Origin of the sequence: Bradyrhizobium sp. ERR14 (assembly GCF_014198235.1) — a bacterium.
GTDB lineage: Bacteria > Pseudomonadota > Alphaproteobacteria > Rhizobiales > Xanthobacteraceae > Bradyrhizobium.
On sequence record NZ_JACIHD010000032.1, the window covers coordinates 1 to 14,853 of the forward strand.

Here is a 14,853-nt window from a genome sequence, read left to right on the forward strand (position 1 = left end):
TACCCGCCCTATTCCTGGAAGTAACCAGGGTCCCGCCGTCTATAGCGGCGGAGCGAGCATGACGCCCAGTGCGGCGATCGCTCGAAGCGGGGTCCGTGGTGCGATTTCGCGCCGGCAAGATCGCGCGAACATCCTATACCGACCGCGTTTTATCCCGGCCTGGTAATAGGTCTGCCAATGCTCTTGTTCATCCTTGCTTGGATGGGGTTGTGGGTCGAGCGCGGCTTTACCACGCAGAGGCTCGAATCCCGCTGATTTGCTGAAAAAATCCATCCCCTTTCGGGGCGCCTGGGCGCGCGTGCCGCCCGGTGGGGACCTGCTTGCTTGCGGTAGCCAGGCAAAGCTCGTACGCAATGCGCACGGGCCGAAGATAGGACTTTCCGCTGGTTTTACGAGTCAGGAACAAGTGGCAATCCGGTGGATTGCCTCTCTGCTCCGGCGTCCCCAAGAGCCCCCCTAAAGCCGGAGCACACCCAACGGCCTCAGCTGCTGCCCAGCTGGGGCCGTACTGTCGTAAGCTACATGTCAGCGGGCGTTCTCGGCCCAGAACAATTTTTGATGTTAATCAGTCACCCTTTGTTCTGTGAGCGTGTATTTATAAGCGGAACACCCTACAAGTCGGCACTGTCCGTATTTAACCCTAAGTGTCCTAAGTTGTTTTTGACGGGTGTCCTAATTTGGTAAGATAGTCCGGCCCAACGGGGACGGACGGGCCAATGCAGGATATGCGGACGTTACTAAATAAGCTCATCGACCAAGCTTCCGAGTGTGCCGACGTTGCCTCCCGGACAACTGATCGGCATTCCCGCCCATCAGATCCGGGCGCTGGCGAGCTATCCGGGCACGCGCCTGCCTGCGATGTGCTCGGAATGACCGTTCTTGAAGGATTGAGGGCTGGCCGCTTAAGGTGCGAAACATGGGCCGGATCAAGAAAATCATCGATTGCTACGACTGCGGGCATGCGGTTTCGCTGAACGCGACCGCATGCCCCAGTTGTGGGTCTAAGCACTTGGCCGGACCGCCGACGCTTGGGCGCAAGCGGGCGCCTATCCACAACGTCGAGGCTCGCAACGACCGCAATATGTTCGTGAGTGCAGGAACGCTGGGCGCCCTCGGCGCGGCCTACGGTATTGCGACCAGTTCGGGCCCATGGACTGCAACCCTGTTCGCGATCGCTTACGGCACTGCCGGCATTCTGATCGGCGTGCCTCTCGCCGGCTTCTTGAACATCACTCGCCGGCTTTGGCATTAACAGGAGCAAATGAATCGTGACATTTACGATCGGTTGCCGCTGGCAGGACTACAAGAAGGAATCTTTCACAGTCGAAAAGCAAACGGCAGCAGAGGCTCTAACTGAAGCCGAAAACCTCCAGAGAAGCGACGTACGAATCGAATATATCGACACGCCCGAGCATGGTCGCCTTGATTTGTGGGGCTTCCGGACTCTGTACGGAAACAAGTAGAGCGCCGCCGCCCTCCAGGTGCCAGGCGCGTTTTTCGTTTTTGACAGCGTGCGCCAAAGCGCGACGTTAAGCGAATTTTTAAGAATCGAGCGCATCCTTGCGCTGTGACGAACCCGCCAATGGCTTGATTGCCTGCGGCGGGATTTTTTGCGTTCAGGAACAGGAGTGGCAAATGCATCTCTGTAGGTGATTTTCCTCAGTCGCATCCCGAAAGGATCTTAAGCGGCCTATGGTCAGGTCTATCGGCGCGGAAGATCTGGCTTCGAGCTAGAAAAAGTGGAAGCATATTTCGAGGCGCTGGCGGAGCGCATGGGCAGCCGAGACATGGTGGCTGCGCCATTGCTCTTGAAGTCGGCTGACTTTGTTCGTTCGATACTGGAGCGCAAGCGATCTAGGTTGGCCATTCACGAAGTGCTAACGGCAATCGCTTCGCGTTGGATCTTGCAGACCATTCCCTAGGCTCGTTGCTGGGAAGTCCGCCCTTCAGGCGGCCGTGTCGTAGGTGATCGGATAACGCTCTGGAAACGGCCCTCCTGCGTAGTCAATCTCCGCGGCGGGACGCACGCCCCGGATTTGCAGGATGCGGCGAACGATTTCCGGAACCTGGATGCGGCTGATCTGGTCGCCAAGGCAGGTGTGCATCCCGTAGCCCAAATGCATATAGACCGACTCCGGGCGGTCGATGGCGAAGCTGGACGGCGCCGGCAATTGCAAGCCGTCGCGCATCGCGGACCGGGTCGAGATCAGCACCGTGCTGCCGGCCTTGATTGTTGCCGCGCGCAGCGAGCCCTTGGCTATCCGGTGATCGGTTCGGCACTGGCGCACCACGAACGGGTTGATCGGGTTGAAGCGCAGCGCTTCCCAGCAATAGCGATACATCAGATGATCGTCGTTGCTGTAGGCGACGTCGATTGCCTTCTTCAGGATCTTCGGACGTTTGAACAGCTGCTCGAGGAGCTGTACGATGGCCGCTGACGTAGTCTCGATCCCGCCGACCAGCGTGCCCATCATATTGGTTATAATGCGTTCGTCGGCGAAGCCGATTGAGTCGTCAAAATGGCTTTTCAGCAAGCGACTGAACACGTCGTCGAGCGGTGCGCCATTTTTCAGCTGCTCGCGCCGCTGCGGGAGCAGCTGTGTCAGATAGGCGCGCATCTCCTGCCCAGCGTCAATGTTGTCCTGGTGCACCTTGGGATCTTTGTCCAGGTTGTGGAACATGTCGTACTGCGTGGCGCGCGACCAGCGGAACATCGACGCCAGATCGGGCCCGGGAAAGCCGAAATATTCTCCGGTCAACTGAATGGGCACCAGGCGCGACAACGTGCTGACCACGTCGATCTGGTTCTGGTTATAGAGCTGCTTTTCGACGGACGCGTTGGCGAGGCTGCGGACCTTCTGGCGAATTGCCGGCAGATCCTCCATGCGCATGAAGGCGCGCATGATACCCTTGTCGCGCTGGTTGATTTCGGTGCAGTCGCGGCCGAGCATAAAGGGGCCGACCGAAGGGTCCATCATCGGCGCGTAGGTGACGTTGAAGATGTCGGGCCGGCTCAGCGCTTCTTGCACGTCGGGGAAGCGGGTGATGAACACCGGCCCGGCGGCGCCCAACGCCAGGTTGGGCCTGACGCGCCGGATTAGTGCGAACAACGCATCCGGATGTTTGGCGATCATCCATTTCAGGAATTTGGCCGCCAGACCCTGTTTCTGCTCCGCCATTGCCGCCGCACCCTAACTCGAGAAAAGCTTCGCCCGTATCGGTCGATCCGGCCTCCGTCCACCTTTCCCCTGCGGGAGCGAGATGGTCTTCGATACGGGGCCTATTAAAGCTGACCCAATCAATTTCAGATCGACTTGAGGAACTCGATGATTGCGTTGCGCTCCTCGGGAGACAGCGCGGGGCCAATGACGCCCTCATGCTTGTCGTTCGAGAACTCGTGCCCGGTATTGCGATTGGCGGACCTCGATGTATCGAGAATGAAGTAGCCCTTGCTGTCGTAGGTCCTGCCTTTAGGAGCGACCGTCCGCGTCACGATACCGACGCGGACGGGATCGAAGCTGGGCTCACCGAGCAGGAAGACGTTTGGGCGCTCCGCAACGGGGCTGAGCAGGTCGTAGATCGTCGGCACCGAGCCGTTGTGCAGGAACGGGGCTGTCGCCCATACGCCGTTCAGCGGACGCGCCTTATAGCCGAAACCTGCCGCGAGGCAGTTCGGCCGATCGCCTTCGATCTGCGCGCGGACCGTCCCGGTCGACCGAAGCCATTCGTCGATGCCTAGTTGGACCACGGCGCCGAGCGCAAGCGCGTAGAGTTGCATTGCATGGTCGGAGATGTGGATCGTATCCAGCGTGTTATCAGCCCTCCGTTGGCAGACATCGATGTCGAGACCGAGTCCGGGGCTGCTTTGGCCCACCCGAGCCAGTTCGCGGCCGGCGGTGTCCACGCTGCGGTTGCGCAGCACGTTGCCCTGGGCCGGATCGGTGCCGATATGGCTTTGCTTGATGATCCTGACGTTGAGTACGGATTCCGTCGTCTGCTTCTCCTGTCCATCGCGGCCGCGCCAGCGGATAGGGCCGAAGTTCTTCCAGAACTCCGCGTCCGGGGCCTTGCCGTGCACGATGTCCGGCGTCAGCGCTGGAAGATGACAGCCGCTGCAATGTTGCTCGTAAAGCTGGGCTCCCACGGCGGCCTTGGCTTTGTCGATCGCAGGAAAGCTGTTGGGCCAAGTCGGCGCATTCAGGCCGGTGAAGGCCTTCGCCACCAACGGCTGGTCCTTTCCTGCGAGCTGTTGTTCGCTCCAGTGCAAATTATCGAAGGGGATGCTGGTCGCGAAGCGTCCCTGCTTGGGCGGGGCGTTGAGGTTGAGCTCCGCCGAAACCCCCATCGCCTCGCCGGCATTGCGCACCAACGGCTGCATGATCGAGCCGTCGTACTGCACCCAATCGAACCATGACGATGTCCAGATGTGCGGGTAAGTGACAGGAGCATTGATGTTGACATAGTTGCCGTAGCGTTCGGCATCGAGCGCGAACATCTGGTTGCCGATGCGATTGAGGGCATCGAGCCGGGTGAATCCTTCCGTGACGTCGATCCCAGCGGGCTGATTGATCAGCGCACCAAGTATGCCATCGAGTTCCTTGGACAGCTGGACGCGTGTCAGATCGCTGTACTCGGTTCCTAAAACGGCCTTCGCAAACCGCCTGAAGCGGCCGTCGAAGAAGGGCAACTTTGCCGACAAGGCGGTCTGTGCGAGCGCAGCGCCGAGCGCATTTGTCAATTGACCAAGATCGGTCACGGCGGGGCCGCCTTCAATGACATAGCGCTTGTCTTTGAAGATCAGTTGGCCGGTGTGGCACGCGGCACAGGTCAATCCGACGGCAGTGTCCTTACGCGAAAGTCCGCGGATCGACTGAAATGGCGAATATGCAAAGCCGATCGGCAAACCGTACTCATTGTTCTCGCTTTCGGCAGACTTTATGAATCCAAACCGCAGTAAATAGCGGTTGTCGGCAAACCGTTCTCGTTTGAAAAAGGGGATAGCGAAAGGCGAGTTCAGCGGCGCTTCCAGGGCGAGAAACCATGACAGCGGGATCGGTAAGGTTTGCGTGCCCTGGGCTTTGTGATGGAATCGATCGGCGTCCTCGGCGTTCCAGCCCTGATCGAGCGAAACCTGCTCGCTCACGGAAACCGGTTCAGGGAGACCAGGCGGCGTCAGAGCTTCGATTATCGCGCCAAGCTGGGGGCTGGTCATGACTGCGATCAAAGCAATGACCACGATGATCGCCAGAAGAGCAAGAAAGCGTCGCCACCAAAGGCGCCGAATTGCGCTGGCAACTGTCGACATGGCTTCCCCGGTGTCAGCGACGAGCTTCAGGAGAGAACCGCGTAAACAGCACTACTACAACTACATGATCTTGTAGGCTACCCCGGCTGTCGACCTCCTTGAGACGCGATCACTATCTTTCTGCGTCACAAGCGGTAACCTAACGTGATCACACAACAAGGACATCTCGGCAGCGTACGGACGAGCTCTTGTTCGAGCCGCCATCCCTCGTCGGATCCAAATGGCTCAGCACGACCGCCTCAAGATCGATGCGGGCATCCAAGTCTACTTCTGCGACCCGCAAAGCCCTTGGCAGCGCGGCACTAACGAGAACACCAACGGGTTGCTGCGGCAGTACTTTCCGAAAGGCACAGACCTGAGCATCCACAGCGCCGACGAAATATCCGCTGTAGCAGCGGCCCTCAACGCCCGACCGAGAAAGACACTGGGCTGGAAAACGCCGGCAGAAGCGCTTGACGAATTACTGTCATGAGTGAAAACAATAACAATTGGCGTTGCGACGACCGTTTGAATCCGCCCTGACTACCCTGGTCGGAGTGGTGCAACAGTGCGTCGGGCTTGCCGCGTCGCCAGACGGCCATCAGCAGGGCATCGGTCACCAACTGAGCTGTCATGGCGGCGCTCATCGACCAACCCACCACCCGGCGTGAGAACAGGTCGATCACTGCTGCGACGTAGAGCCAGCCCTCGGCCGTCCAGAGATAGGTGAAGTCGGCGATCCACTTCTGGTTCGGCCGCTCGGCAATGAACTGCCGGTCAAGGAGGTTCGCCGGCACGGCCTCCAGCCGTCGATCGCCGCTGTCCTTCGGCAAGCGCCGGCGTCGCGGTCGCGCCCGCAAGCCTTGCAGGCGCATCAGCCGTTCGATTTGGTGGAGGCCACAGTCCGCCCCATCGGCAAGCAGATCACGCCAAACCCGGCGCGCACCATAGGTGCGGTCGCTCGCCATGAAGCTTGCCTTCACCTTGCCGCCGAGCTCTTCGTCGCCGCGGGATCTGGCACTGGGCGAGCGATTCAGCCAGGCATGGAAGCCCGACCGCGACACCCCCAGCGCATCGCATAGCCATGCCATCGGCCAGATCGCCCGGTGCTTCGCGATGAAGACGAACTTCATGTCGCTTCCTTCGCGAAGAAGGCTGCGGCCCTCCTAAGAAACAGCCAATTGGCCGCCCGGGTCTACTTGCAAGACGAAGCCGAGTGACTTGGCACGTCGCCTCAGATTGGCGACGACACGGCTGCGATATTGTTCCTCGTAGTGATCAGCACCCGGATCCCTGTAGGTCATGCCGTGCCGGAGCGTATTGTAGAACAGAACCGCTATTTTGCGAGCGGTCGCCGTCACCGCCTTTGCCTTGCCGGCGCGCAAAGCCAGGCGTCGATAGAATGCGCCAAGCGCAGTATCGCTCCGCCCAACCGTCGTCGCTGCGAGCCGCAGGAGTGCCGCTGCCCGGCTGGACGATCGTCGCGTGCGCGAAGATAGTACTTTGCCACCGGAGATCTTGTTACCTGGCGCGAGGCGCAGCCAGGAGGTGAAGTGCTTGGCGGTCGGCCAAGCCTTCAGATCCGTGCCGCACTCGCCGATGAGCTTCAACGCGAGTGATGGGCCCAGTCCATGAATCTCAGTCAGATCAACTCCGACGACGCCGTATAGCGCAGTCCTGACGTCGAACGACGGTGTGTTGACCTGTTTGGTCTTCACCCGCGGCATGGAGAGCTTGCCGATTGGCTTGGCTCCTTTGTCAGTCAGCGCCGTGATCAAGGATTCCAGCTTGCGGTCACAATCGAGCATCTTGGCCTGATAGATGTCGTAGAGCTCCAGCGACTGGGTCAGTGCGAAGACATGTTCGTCCCGATCGTTGCCCACCAATGCGGCGCGGATGGTCTCGATGGAGGAATGGCAGCGCACGTCACGGTATGTCGCCAACACGTCAGGATTCCGCTCGCCTGCGACAATAGCTCGGATAATCCGCATGCCGGTCGCTCCCGTGATGTCGGAGACGACGTGATGAAGTTGCAGGTTCATCTCCATCAGGGCCTTCTGCATGTGGTGGATATGAGCGGCTGCATATTCGACTAGCCGCTCTCGCCTGGCGGAGATAGGCGCGCAGCGTCGCGATATCGGCATCAGGCCGAAAGCTGCCGCGCAGCAAACCGTAGGAATGAAGCTGGCGCAGCCAAGCGGCATCACTGACATCAGTTTTGCGTCCAGGCACGTTCTTGGCGTAACGTGCGTTGACCAGAATGACCTCGAACCCTCGCTGCTCGAGAATCTCGTAGACTGGGATCCAATAGATCCACGTCGATTCCATCGCGACACTGATTACGCCGCGCGCTTTGAACCAATCCGCTAGTTCGTGCAGGTCCTGCGTGAACGTGCCAAACGCACGCACCGGCGTGTCGGTGCCGCCTGGGTCGACCGCCGCCATGTGCATCTTCGAACCAATGTCGATGGTGGCGGCTCCGACGTTGACCGGCTTTAATTCCGGCCGGCCACCGGCAGGCGTCTTCGGCATGGCAACTCCTCCGTCCAGTCATGGGGAACTCGCGACTGAACTTCCGTATCTTCATCGCCCACCTCCGGCTTCATGAAACACCTAACCTCGGTGTCCATCAAACCGGCAGCAGCTCAATCATCCTCGTTTGGAGGAGCGGTGATCCGCCAAGTCAGTCGGGACGCGTGTTCGTTCACTTTCCGCTTGGACCGGCGCAGTACTGATAAGGTTTTGAGAGTTTGCTTATCAGTTCTACTATTGAGCAACATTGAAGGGCGCTAACCGTTACCAAATTGACTTCGTCGCGAGCCTTTGTTCCACGACGTGCGTCCGCCATGGATGAGGTGGCCGTCCTCCTTCTGCAATTAGAGCGCGCTCAGTCAATTCCGGTGTCCAAGCTGTTCCCAACTCGGCGCTCAGTGCTTCAACGAGTTGGCAAAATTCCTCTAGTCTTGGCCGGAGTTTAGGTTGCTGACGAATGAATCGGCGCGTTGTCTTGAAGCGGCGTCTTCGCAGGGACGGCGTGATAAAGCTTGCTGTCGGCCTGCCGTCTTGCGTGATGGCGATGGAAGCATGCTGTGGCGCGCATCATCTAGGTCGTATTCTACGGAATCACGGGCACCAGGTCCGATTAATGTCTCCCGAATATGTGCGTCCTTACGTTAAAGCGCAGAAGAACGACGACCGAGACGCCGAGGCGATTGCCGAAGCCGCCACCAGACCGACGATGCGGTTTGTGGAACTAAAGAGCGAGGAGCAACTCGACATGCAGAGCCTGCATCGCGCACGTGATCGATTGGTGGGCGAGCGGACAGCGTTGATCAACCAACTGCGAGCTATCTTGCTCGAGCGCGGCATCGTCGTGCAGCAGGGACGACGCAAGTTGCAGCATTACCTTGAGCTGATGCTAGCCGAAGAGCGCGTTACGATTAGCTCGCGCACCCGGATGCTGGTTCATGACATGTGCACCGAGTGGCACGAGCTGGACCGTCGTATCCTCGCCTTCGACGAAGAGTTTTCGACGCGGGCACGATTGGATCCCGCCGCGCGTCTTCTGACGACGATACCTGGTATTGGCCCGATGAACGCTACGGCAATGGTCGCAGCGATCGGCAATGCCGAGACGTTCGGACGGGGGCGAGATTTGGCTGCGTGGCTCGGACTGGTGCCGAAGCAAATGACAACCCGCGGGAAACCAAAGCTGCTAGGAATCAGCAAGCGCGGAAATGTCTATCTGCGCAAGATGCTCATCCACGGCGCGCGCGCCGCTCTTCCCGCACTGTCCAAAAGCGAGACGCCAATGGGCGGCTGGTTGCGTGGCCTGCTTGCTCGGGCGCACGTCAACACCGTGGTGGTCGCACTAGCTGCAAAGCTGGCGCGGATCATCCACGCGGTGCTCCGAAGCGGGGAAAAATTCGCTATGACAACCGCTTAGTTGTCGTAGCGCACAGGATCAGGCGGTCGCGTTCACCCGGCGCGAACGGTTGATGGGGTCTGCGGGTGGGTGAACGAGATGGCCTGACAGTCAATCGGCGTTCTGGAAACCTGGCAAAAAAAGTGGCTATTCAGCCGACATGCTTATGAGGACCAGAACGTGCGGATCTCCATCTTGGCCGGGACTGTCTCCCGAGACCGGATACGTTGGCGTAGACTGACCAGATCACATCGTAAGAACCGCTTGCAGAGGGGCGGGCCATACGTTGCGCAGCCTACCGGGATGGGATCAGGCCGCGTTGACCTCCCTCAAGTGGCTGCCATCCTTCCCCTGCTGGAGGCAGCGCGCTTCATTGACGCGAATGACGCCACAAGCTTTCCCGGCTGCAGCAACGCTCTCTTTCCTGTTTCTATTCGGACTGGTCGAGAGACGCGATGATTGCCGATGCCGTCTACGTGATTGGCCGCGGGTTAGGCGATTTTTGCCTTCGTACCAGGCTGAAGAAGGCCCGGTCCGGCGCTTGACGATCACACGACCGGATGCCGAACGATGCGCGGCTGCAGCTCCGAGCTGTGTCAGCGGGCGATGACGGCCATTACCGACGTTGTCCTCGTGAGGTGAGAAGCAGGCTGCGCCCGCCGCCTTCCTCAGAGCAAGGAAGCCGCCGCGTCTGTTGCTGCTTTCGGCCTCGCCCCTAAAACGTGGCGCCGGCGAGCGATATTCAGGGCATCCACCCTCCGTCGTGCAGTCGAACCCGAGTTAATTCCAGAGCTCGGTCAGGTCGGGGCCAGCGCTGCTTGCCAGTCTCGCTATGCGACGCGGAAAAATGCGCAACACCGTCCCCGCACGCAAATAATGAATTGACGGAAAACTGCAATCAATAGTAACATGCATCCATAGGGTGCCGATTTGTATTGATACTCCCGACGCATCACATTCTGGGAGCCGTTGATGTCAAAATTGCATTTTTCGCGTTCGACTTCTGCTCCAAAGAACGAACGATTCTTTCGAATCTCGGCTGCGAACTTTCCGGCTCTCAAGGGCGTCGCCATTCAGGATCTGGACATGGCGCCCGGGGAGCTGAGATCGGCTCATTTGCATCCGAACGCTGCACAGCTCGACTACTGCATCTCCGGCAACGGAGAAGTCGGGATCGTGGGGCCGGACGGCGACCACCACATGATCCCGCTTCATCCGGGCGATGCCGCATTCGTGCCGCAGGGCTACGTTCACTGGATCGAGAACACCAGTACAGCCCAAGCGAGGTTCATTCTGATCGCTACGCACGAGCGGCCGGAGACGATCGAAGTCCAAGCTATGAACGCGGCCATTCCGGCCAATCAAAAGTAATCGATCGTCGCTGTTTTGGGCGGACGACGGCGCGTCGCCGAAGGAAGCAGTATGTTCGATCCGCGTGTCTCTCCAGACTACCGATGGGTACGAGTGTCGACGAGACCTCTGTATGAGCCGGCGCGCAAGCAAGGCATCGGCACACGGATGAGGGAGTTCATCGGTCTCTTGCCTTTCGGGCGCGACGATGGGCTTTCCAGATTTTCTTTCGAACGGTCGCTCGCGGAAGTCGGAGTTCCCGCAACGGACATGTCGCCGGAGGACGAACTCGTCCAACTACTCAAGGAGGCAGCCGAGATAGAGCAAGGTCTGATGCTCCAGTACCTCTATGCGGCCTATTCGCTGAAGGTATTGATCGCCGCCGGGGCGGTCCGCATGATCGCCATAGAAGAAATGGGACACTTCATGACGGTCCAGAATCTCCTGGCTGCGTGCGGATCCGCACCTTCCTTCGGACGCGGCAGGTGGGACCAGGGTAACGCCTTCAAGCCGTTTCCCTTCCGGCTCGAACCAGCCTCGGTCGGCTCCCTCGCCAAGTACGCCGTAGCCGAGATGCCCGATCCGGCTCTCGTGCCGGCGGGCGTAAAACCCGATCTACCGGAACTCATCGACCAAGCAGACAACTCCGCAGGACAGCCGGTCGAAGCACACCGGGTCGGTCTGCTCTACGCGAAGATCTATTGGCTGCTGCGTCGAAACGACGACCCGTTGCCAGATCCGACGAAGGAGCCGTGGGCGGCGTTTCCGATCGCCGAAATGGCCGCCAACGCCGACCTTAAAGGTCGCCATGTGAAGGATGGCTTCGTCACCGACGCGAAGGACGTCAACGCGGTACCGGAGCAGTGGCGGGGCAACTACACCAGCGTCATCGTAGACCCGATCTCGGGCAGGGATTCCGCCCTCGCAGCGATCGCGGAGATTGCCGCACAAGGGGAAGGATTCGGCAATGTCGCTCAGAGCCATTTCGGGCGTTTCGTCGACGCGTGGCGCCTTGCGAAGGCCTCCACCGACCTCGCGCTGCCGATAGCGGTCGATCCGTTCTATGGGGCAAACGGCGGCGCGCACGGCGACGAAATAACCTCTGCCGACGGACGGCTCTTCGCACTCATGGCGGACAAGTTCTACGAGCTGGTACTTCTCTGCACTGCGGCGCATCTCCTGCTACCGAAGAACACGACGCCAGAAATGCGCGCCAAACCCGCGAAGGCCGCGATAGTCGCGATGCGCGATTGCCTGAGCGTCCTGGCGGGAACGCTCTCGTCCATCGCCTTGTCCGGTCAAAGCACGGGAAAGTTCTGCGGCCTTCCGTTCACCGCGCCCAGCACCCCCCTCGCTCCCGATCTCAAGAAGGTCGCCGGTCGGGCGCGCGACGTGATGGCAGAGGTGCACCAGGTCATCGACGAGGTGGATCAGTCGAACGCCTCGTCGACGTTGAAGATCGCGGCCGACGGCATCGGCGACACGCTCGACGATCCGATCAAACCTCTGTTGAGTTCATTACCTACTTAGCGCGGCCACAATCTGGGTACGGGAGGCACACGTCATGGGGAAGATCTACAAGATTCATCCGGGCATGGGATTCGCCAGAGTCGGTCCGAGCACGAACGGCTATTTCCTGGCCGGAGAAACGCCAGGCGCCGCGCCCATGGACATAGATGCGGCGGGCAACGAAGCCGCATTCAGCGGCTACAAGGACGCCGCCAAGATCATGCGACGGCAGGGTGCGCGGTTTCGAATCTACGAATACGACCGCAACGAGGCCAGCGGTACGGACACGTTCGTTCGCGAAGTCACCCTTGCGGATGCCGACATCAAATGGTCCGTAGTTCTGAGCGCGTCGAAGGCCGAGGGCAAACGGATGCAGGCCGTCATCGCAGCCGACGGCAAGCGCACGATCGTTCCGAGCGGCGACAACCGCAACGAGCCACCAGCGGGCTTCACTCGAGCGGACCTAAAAACCACGGTGAATCTTGCCGTAAGCGGACGCAATGCGGGACCTGCGCCGGGCGCGGAACCCCTGGGACGGATCGTGGGTCGGGATATTTTCATCGGCGAAGCCCGCACCGACTCCGCGGGGCGCCTCGTGGTCCTGGCCGGGCGAGGGCGCTCGGCAAGTTGGGGCACGCCGGCGAAGCCGATGCCCGAGTATCTGAACAATCCGACCTGGTACGACGATATCGCGGATGGCTCGGTCGACGCCACGATCACCTTTACGGGCCAGGCTCCCGTTTCCGCCATCGGTGCTTGGGTCTTCACCGCACCGCCCGACTTCGCGCCGGACGTCTATCCCGTGACGTCTCTTTTCGACATCGCCGAACAGGCGGTCAATGTCCCGTTGCCGGGCGTGCTGACCTATCCGCAAGACATCGAACCGATCCTGCAACGTGCCGCGAACATCTGCTTCGTGAATACAAAGCCGAACTGGCAGCGGTTTCGGGACAAGTTCAAGGCGCTTGCGAACCCGGGAAGCAATGCCGCTGGCGGGCAAGCCGATCGTAGAACGGTGCGCGACCTGTTGCTGGCAGCCGCTTCGCAGATGTCAGACTATCGGCTCACCGACCGGCAGTCCAAGATCCTCGACGCCTGGGTCAACGGCACCTTCCAGGAGCAGGCCGACGCCGCGCGCCCCGCGCTTTCTCCGGCTGCCGCGCTTGATCGCGCGAGTCTGGAGCACTGCGTCGGCGGCGGGTTCTTTCCGGGAATCGAGGCGGGGACAGTGCTCCGACAGCCATCCATCCAAGCGGAGCTGGGGCGTCTGGTCCGTGGCAGTTTTACCGACTACGATGGGGCCGTATTGCCCTTGGGACCGGGCCTTATCTCGTCGCGAATGGCCTGCCCATGGCAGGCCGATTTTACCGAATGCGCCGGCAACTGGTGGCCCGCTCAACGCCCCGACATCGCCGGGCGGATGGCGGACGGCTCCCCGGGACCTGCATGGGCGCGCGGGCTGATCGTCGTCAACGAAGAGAATCCGCAGAGCCATCAGAACATGGTCGATCACTTCGCGCAGCTCGGCGTGATCGTCAAGGCAGGCGCCGGCTTCGCGGAAGCTGACCGGGATCCCGCGCTCGATACGGGTGTATGACGAAGTTGCGGGTTGCGGACATCGCGGTGATCGGAGCAGGGCCCGCCGGGTGCGCGGCGGCGATCGGATTGGCGCGTGCGGGATGCGATGTCGTTCTTTGCGATCGAGAGCGGCCTCCCAGGCGGAAGCCGGGAGAGATCATCGAATCGCGTGTTCGCGTCTCGCTCGGCGAACTCGGCATCGAAGTCTCGTTCGATGCATTGAACTCCCTTGCTCTCGCGGGGAACGTATCGTCGTGGGACGGAGAAGACTTCATCGAATCCGACGGAATGACGAGTCCGTATGGTCTGGGCGTTCTGGTCGACAGATCCAGATTCGAGGCTTGGCTGATCTCCGAGGCTGAGCGCGCAGGTGTCGCCGTCATCAGCTCGGATCGACAATTGCACGCGGAGCGATCCGGTAATCGATGGTGTCTTTCCGATCGAGCTGAGCGTGATTCCCGAATTGTCGTTGCTCCTCTCGTGATTCAAGCGACCGGACGCGCGAAGGGTCCGATTGGACCTTGCGAACGGACTGCGACGGATCGGCTGGTTGCCCTTCTGATGTACGGAACCATGCCTGATGGTTCGCGGGAGCAGAACCTACTGATCGAGGCGGGACAGAACGGGTGGTGGTATGCGGCGCCGCTACCGCATGGCCAGGCGGTCGTCGCTTTCCTGACGGATGCGGATTTCCTTCCGAGGACGTGGGCCGCGAAGAAGGAATATTTTCGCGCTCAACTCGCCATCACAAGACTCGTCAGCACCTTTTCGAAGACGCTCCCAACTGATCTTCCTCTGGTGGGTCATCCGGCCAACAGCGGCCTGCGACATGTGATCAGCGGGGAGGGGTGGGTTTGCATAGGAGAAGCTGCGGCCAGCTACGATCCTCTGTCCGGAAGGGGCGTCCCGCTTGCCCTGGCAAAGGGGACGGCTATGGCGAGGCTCATCGTGAACGGCGAGAATATGTCCCGCGCCTTTGAAGCATATGAACAAGCCGAACGCGCCACCTTCGAAGACTACCTTGCCCAGCAGCGCTTGACGTACCGGCGTGCCGCTCCTCGGTTTTCCTCAGCCTTCTGGACGCGAAGGGGAGGCCGCAGTGCGAATGCATGATGAGCCGCCCGTGCGGGCGCCTCGGAAAAGCGCTGGATCGGTGGAAAGCGTTTACCATCCGGCCGAATCCGCTTGAGCCGGGCCGCCGGTTCCG

Annotated in this window: 9 protein-coding genes and 3 pseudogenes; 8 read left to right on the forward strand and 4 right to left on the reverse strand. The window is 60.4% G+C overall.

Annotated features, from left to right (window positions below):
* Positions 1-916 precede the first annotated feature (916 nt).
* Together GGD62_RS38265 and GGD62_RS38270 are read left to right on the forward strand one after the other, a co-directional pair.
* On the forward strand, positions 917-1,252 hold the full coding sequence (locus GGD62_RS38265) for a hypothetical protein (RefSeq protein WP_183714019.1): 336 nt from the start codon (positions 917-919) through the stop codon (positions 1,250-1,252).
* A gap of 16 nt (positions 1,253-1,268) precedes the next feature.
* Positions 1,269-1,463, forward strand: a complete 195-nt coding sequence (locus tag GGD62_RS38270; RefSeq protein WP_183714022.1) for a hypothetical protein — start codon at positions 1,269-1,271, stop codon at positions 1,461-1,463.
* A 483-nt stretch (positions 1,464-1,946) separates the two neighbouring features.
* Here the strand turns inward: GGD62_RS38270 and GGD62_RS38275 are convergent, their stop codons facing one another.
* Both GGD62_RS38275 and GGD62_RS38280 read right to left on the reverse strand, forming a co-directional pair.
* Positions 1,947-3,179: a cytochrome P450 gene (locus GGD62_RS38275; protein ID WP_183714025.1), complete on the reverse strand. Its 1,233-nt coding sequence runs from the start codon at positions 3,177-3,179 to the stop codon at positions 1,947-1,949.
* Between the two features lie 125 nt (positions 3,180-3,304).
* Positions 3,305-5,305: a cytochrome c gene (locus tag GGD62_RS38280; RefSeq protein ID WP_183714028.1), complete on the reverse strand. Its 2,001-nt coding sequence runs from the start codon at positions 5,303-5,305 to the stop codon at positions 3,305-3,307.
* Positions 5,306-5,522: 217 nt separating this feature from the next.
* Here GGD62_RS38280 and GGD62_RS38285 point away from each other — a divergent pair.
* Positions 5,523-5,777: pseudogene (locus GGD62_RS38285) on the forward strand (IS30 family transposase); the annotation flags it as partial.
* 46 nt (positions 5,778-5,823) lie between these two features.
* Here the strand turns inward: GGD62_RS38285 and GGD62_RS38290 are convergent.
* Positions 5,824-6,450, reverse strand: a pseudogene (locus tag GGD62_RS38290) (IS3 family transposase); the annotation flags it as partial.
* A pseudogene (locus GGD62_RS38295) lies at positions 6,451-7,816 on the reverse strand (IS110 family transposase). It lies immediately after the preceding pseudogene.
* Positions 7,817-8,273: 457 nt separating this feature from the next.
* Between GGD62_RS38295 and GGD62_RS38300 the strand changes: the two are divergent.
* The 5 genes from GGD62_RS38300 (at position 8,274) to GGD62_RS38320 (ending at position 14,759) form a co-directional block, all read left to right on the forward strand.
* A complete protein-coding gene (locus GGD62_RS38300) occupies positions 8,274-9,230 on the forward strand; it encodes an IS110 family transposase (RefSeq protein ID WP_246800475.1) in 957 nt (318 codons plus the stop codon).
* A 951-nt stretch (positions 9,231-10,181) separates the two neighbouring features.
* Positions 10,182-10,580 carry a cupin domain-containing protein gene (locus GGD62_RS38305; protein ID WP_183714031.1) on the forward strand — a complete coding sequence of 133 codons (399 nt, stop codon included), beginning with the start codon at positions 10,182-10,184 and terminating at the stop codon, positions 10,578-10,580.
* Positions 10,581-10,631: 51 nt separating this feature from the next.
* Entirely contained in the window at positions 10,632-12,089 is a 1,458-nt protein-coding gene (locus tag GGD62_RS38310; protein ID WP_183714034.1) for a ferritin-like domain-containing protein, read from the forward strand.
* Positions 12,090-12,123: 34 nt separating this feature from the next.
* Positions 12,124-13,665, forward strand: coding sequence for a LodA/GoxA family CTQ-dependent oxidase (locus GGD62_RS38315; RefSeq protein ID WP_183714037.1), 1,542 nt, complete (start codon positions 12,124-12,126; stop codon positions 13,663-13,665).
* A complete protein-coding gene (locus tag GGD62_RS38320) occupies positions 13,662-14,759 on the forward strand; it encodes an NAD(P)/FAD-dependent oxidoreductase (protein WP_183714040.1) in 1,098 nt (365 codons plus the stop codon). The genes GGD62_RS38315 and GGD62_RS38320 overlap by 4 nt, the downstream gene beginning before the upstream one ends.
* Positions 14,760-14,853 lie beyond the last annotated feature (94 nt).

Bases quoted from the DNA above. Each gene is read 5' to 3' on its own strand.
- GGD62_RS38265 (WP_183714019.1), top strand. From the start codon at position 917: ATGGGCCGGATCAAGAAAATCATCGATTGCTACGACTGCGGGCATGCG.
- GGD62_RS38275 (WP_183714025.1), bottom strand. From the start codon at position 3,179: ATGGCGGAGCAGAAACAGGGTCTGGCGGCCAAATTCCTGAAATGGATG.
- GGD62_RS38280 (WP_183714028.1), bottom strand. From the start codon at position 5,305: ATGTCGACAGTTGCCAGCGCAATTCGGCGCCTTTGGTGGCGACGCTTT.
- GGD62_RS38300 (WP_246800475.1), top strand. From the start codon at position 8,274: ATGAATCGGCGCGTTGTCTTGAAGCGGCGTCTTCGCAGGGACGGCGTG.
- GGD62_RS38305 (WP_183714031.1), top strand. From the start codon at position 10,182: ATGTCAAAATTGCATTTTTCGCGTTCGACTTCTGCTCCAAAGAACGAA.
- GGD62_RS38310 (WP_183714034.1), top strand. From the start codon at position 10,632: ATGTTCGATCCGCGTGTCTCTCCAGACTACCGATGGGTACGAGTGTCG.
- GGD62_RS38315 (WP_183714037.1), top strand. From the start codon at position 12,124: ATGGGGAAGATCTACAAGATTCATCCGGGCATGGGATTCGCCAGAGTC.
- GGD62_RS38320 (WP_183714040.1), top strand. From the start codon at position 13,662: ATGACGAAGTTGCGGGTTGCGGACATCGCGGTGATCGGAGCAGGGCCC.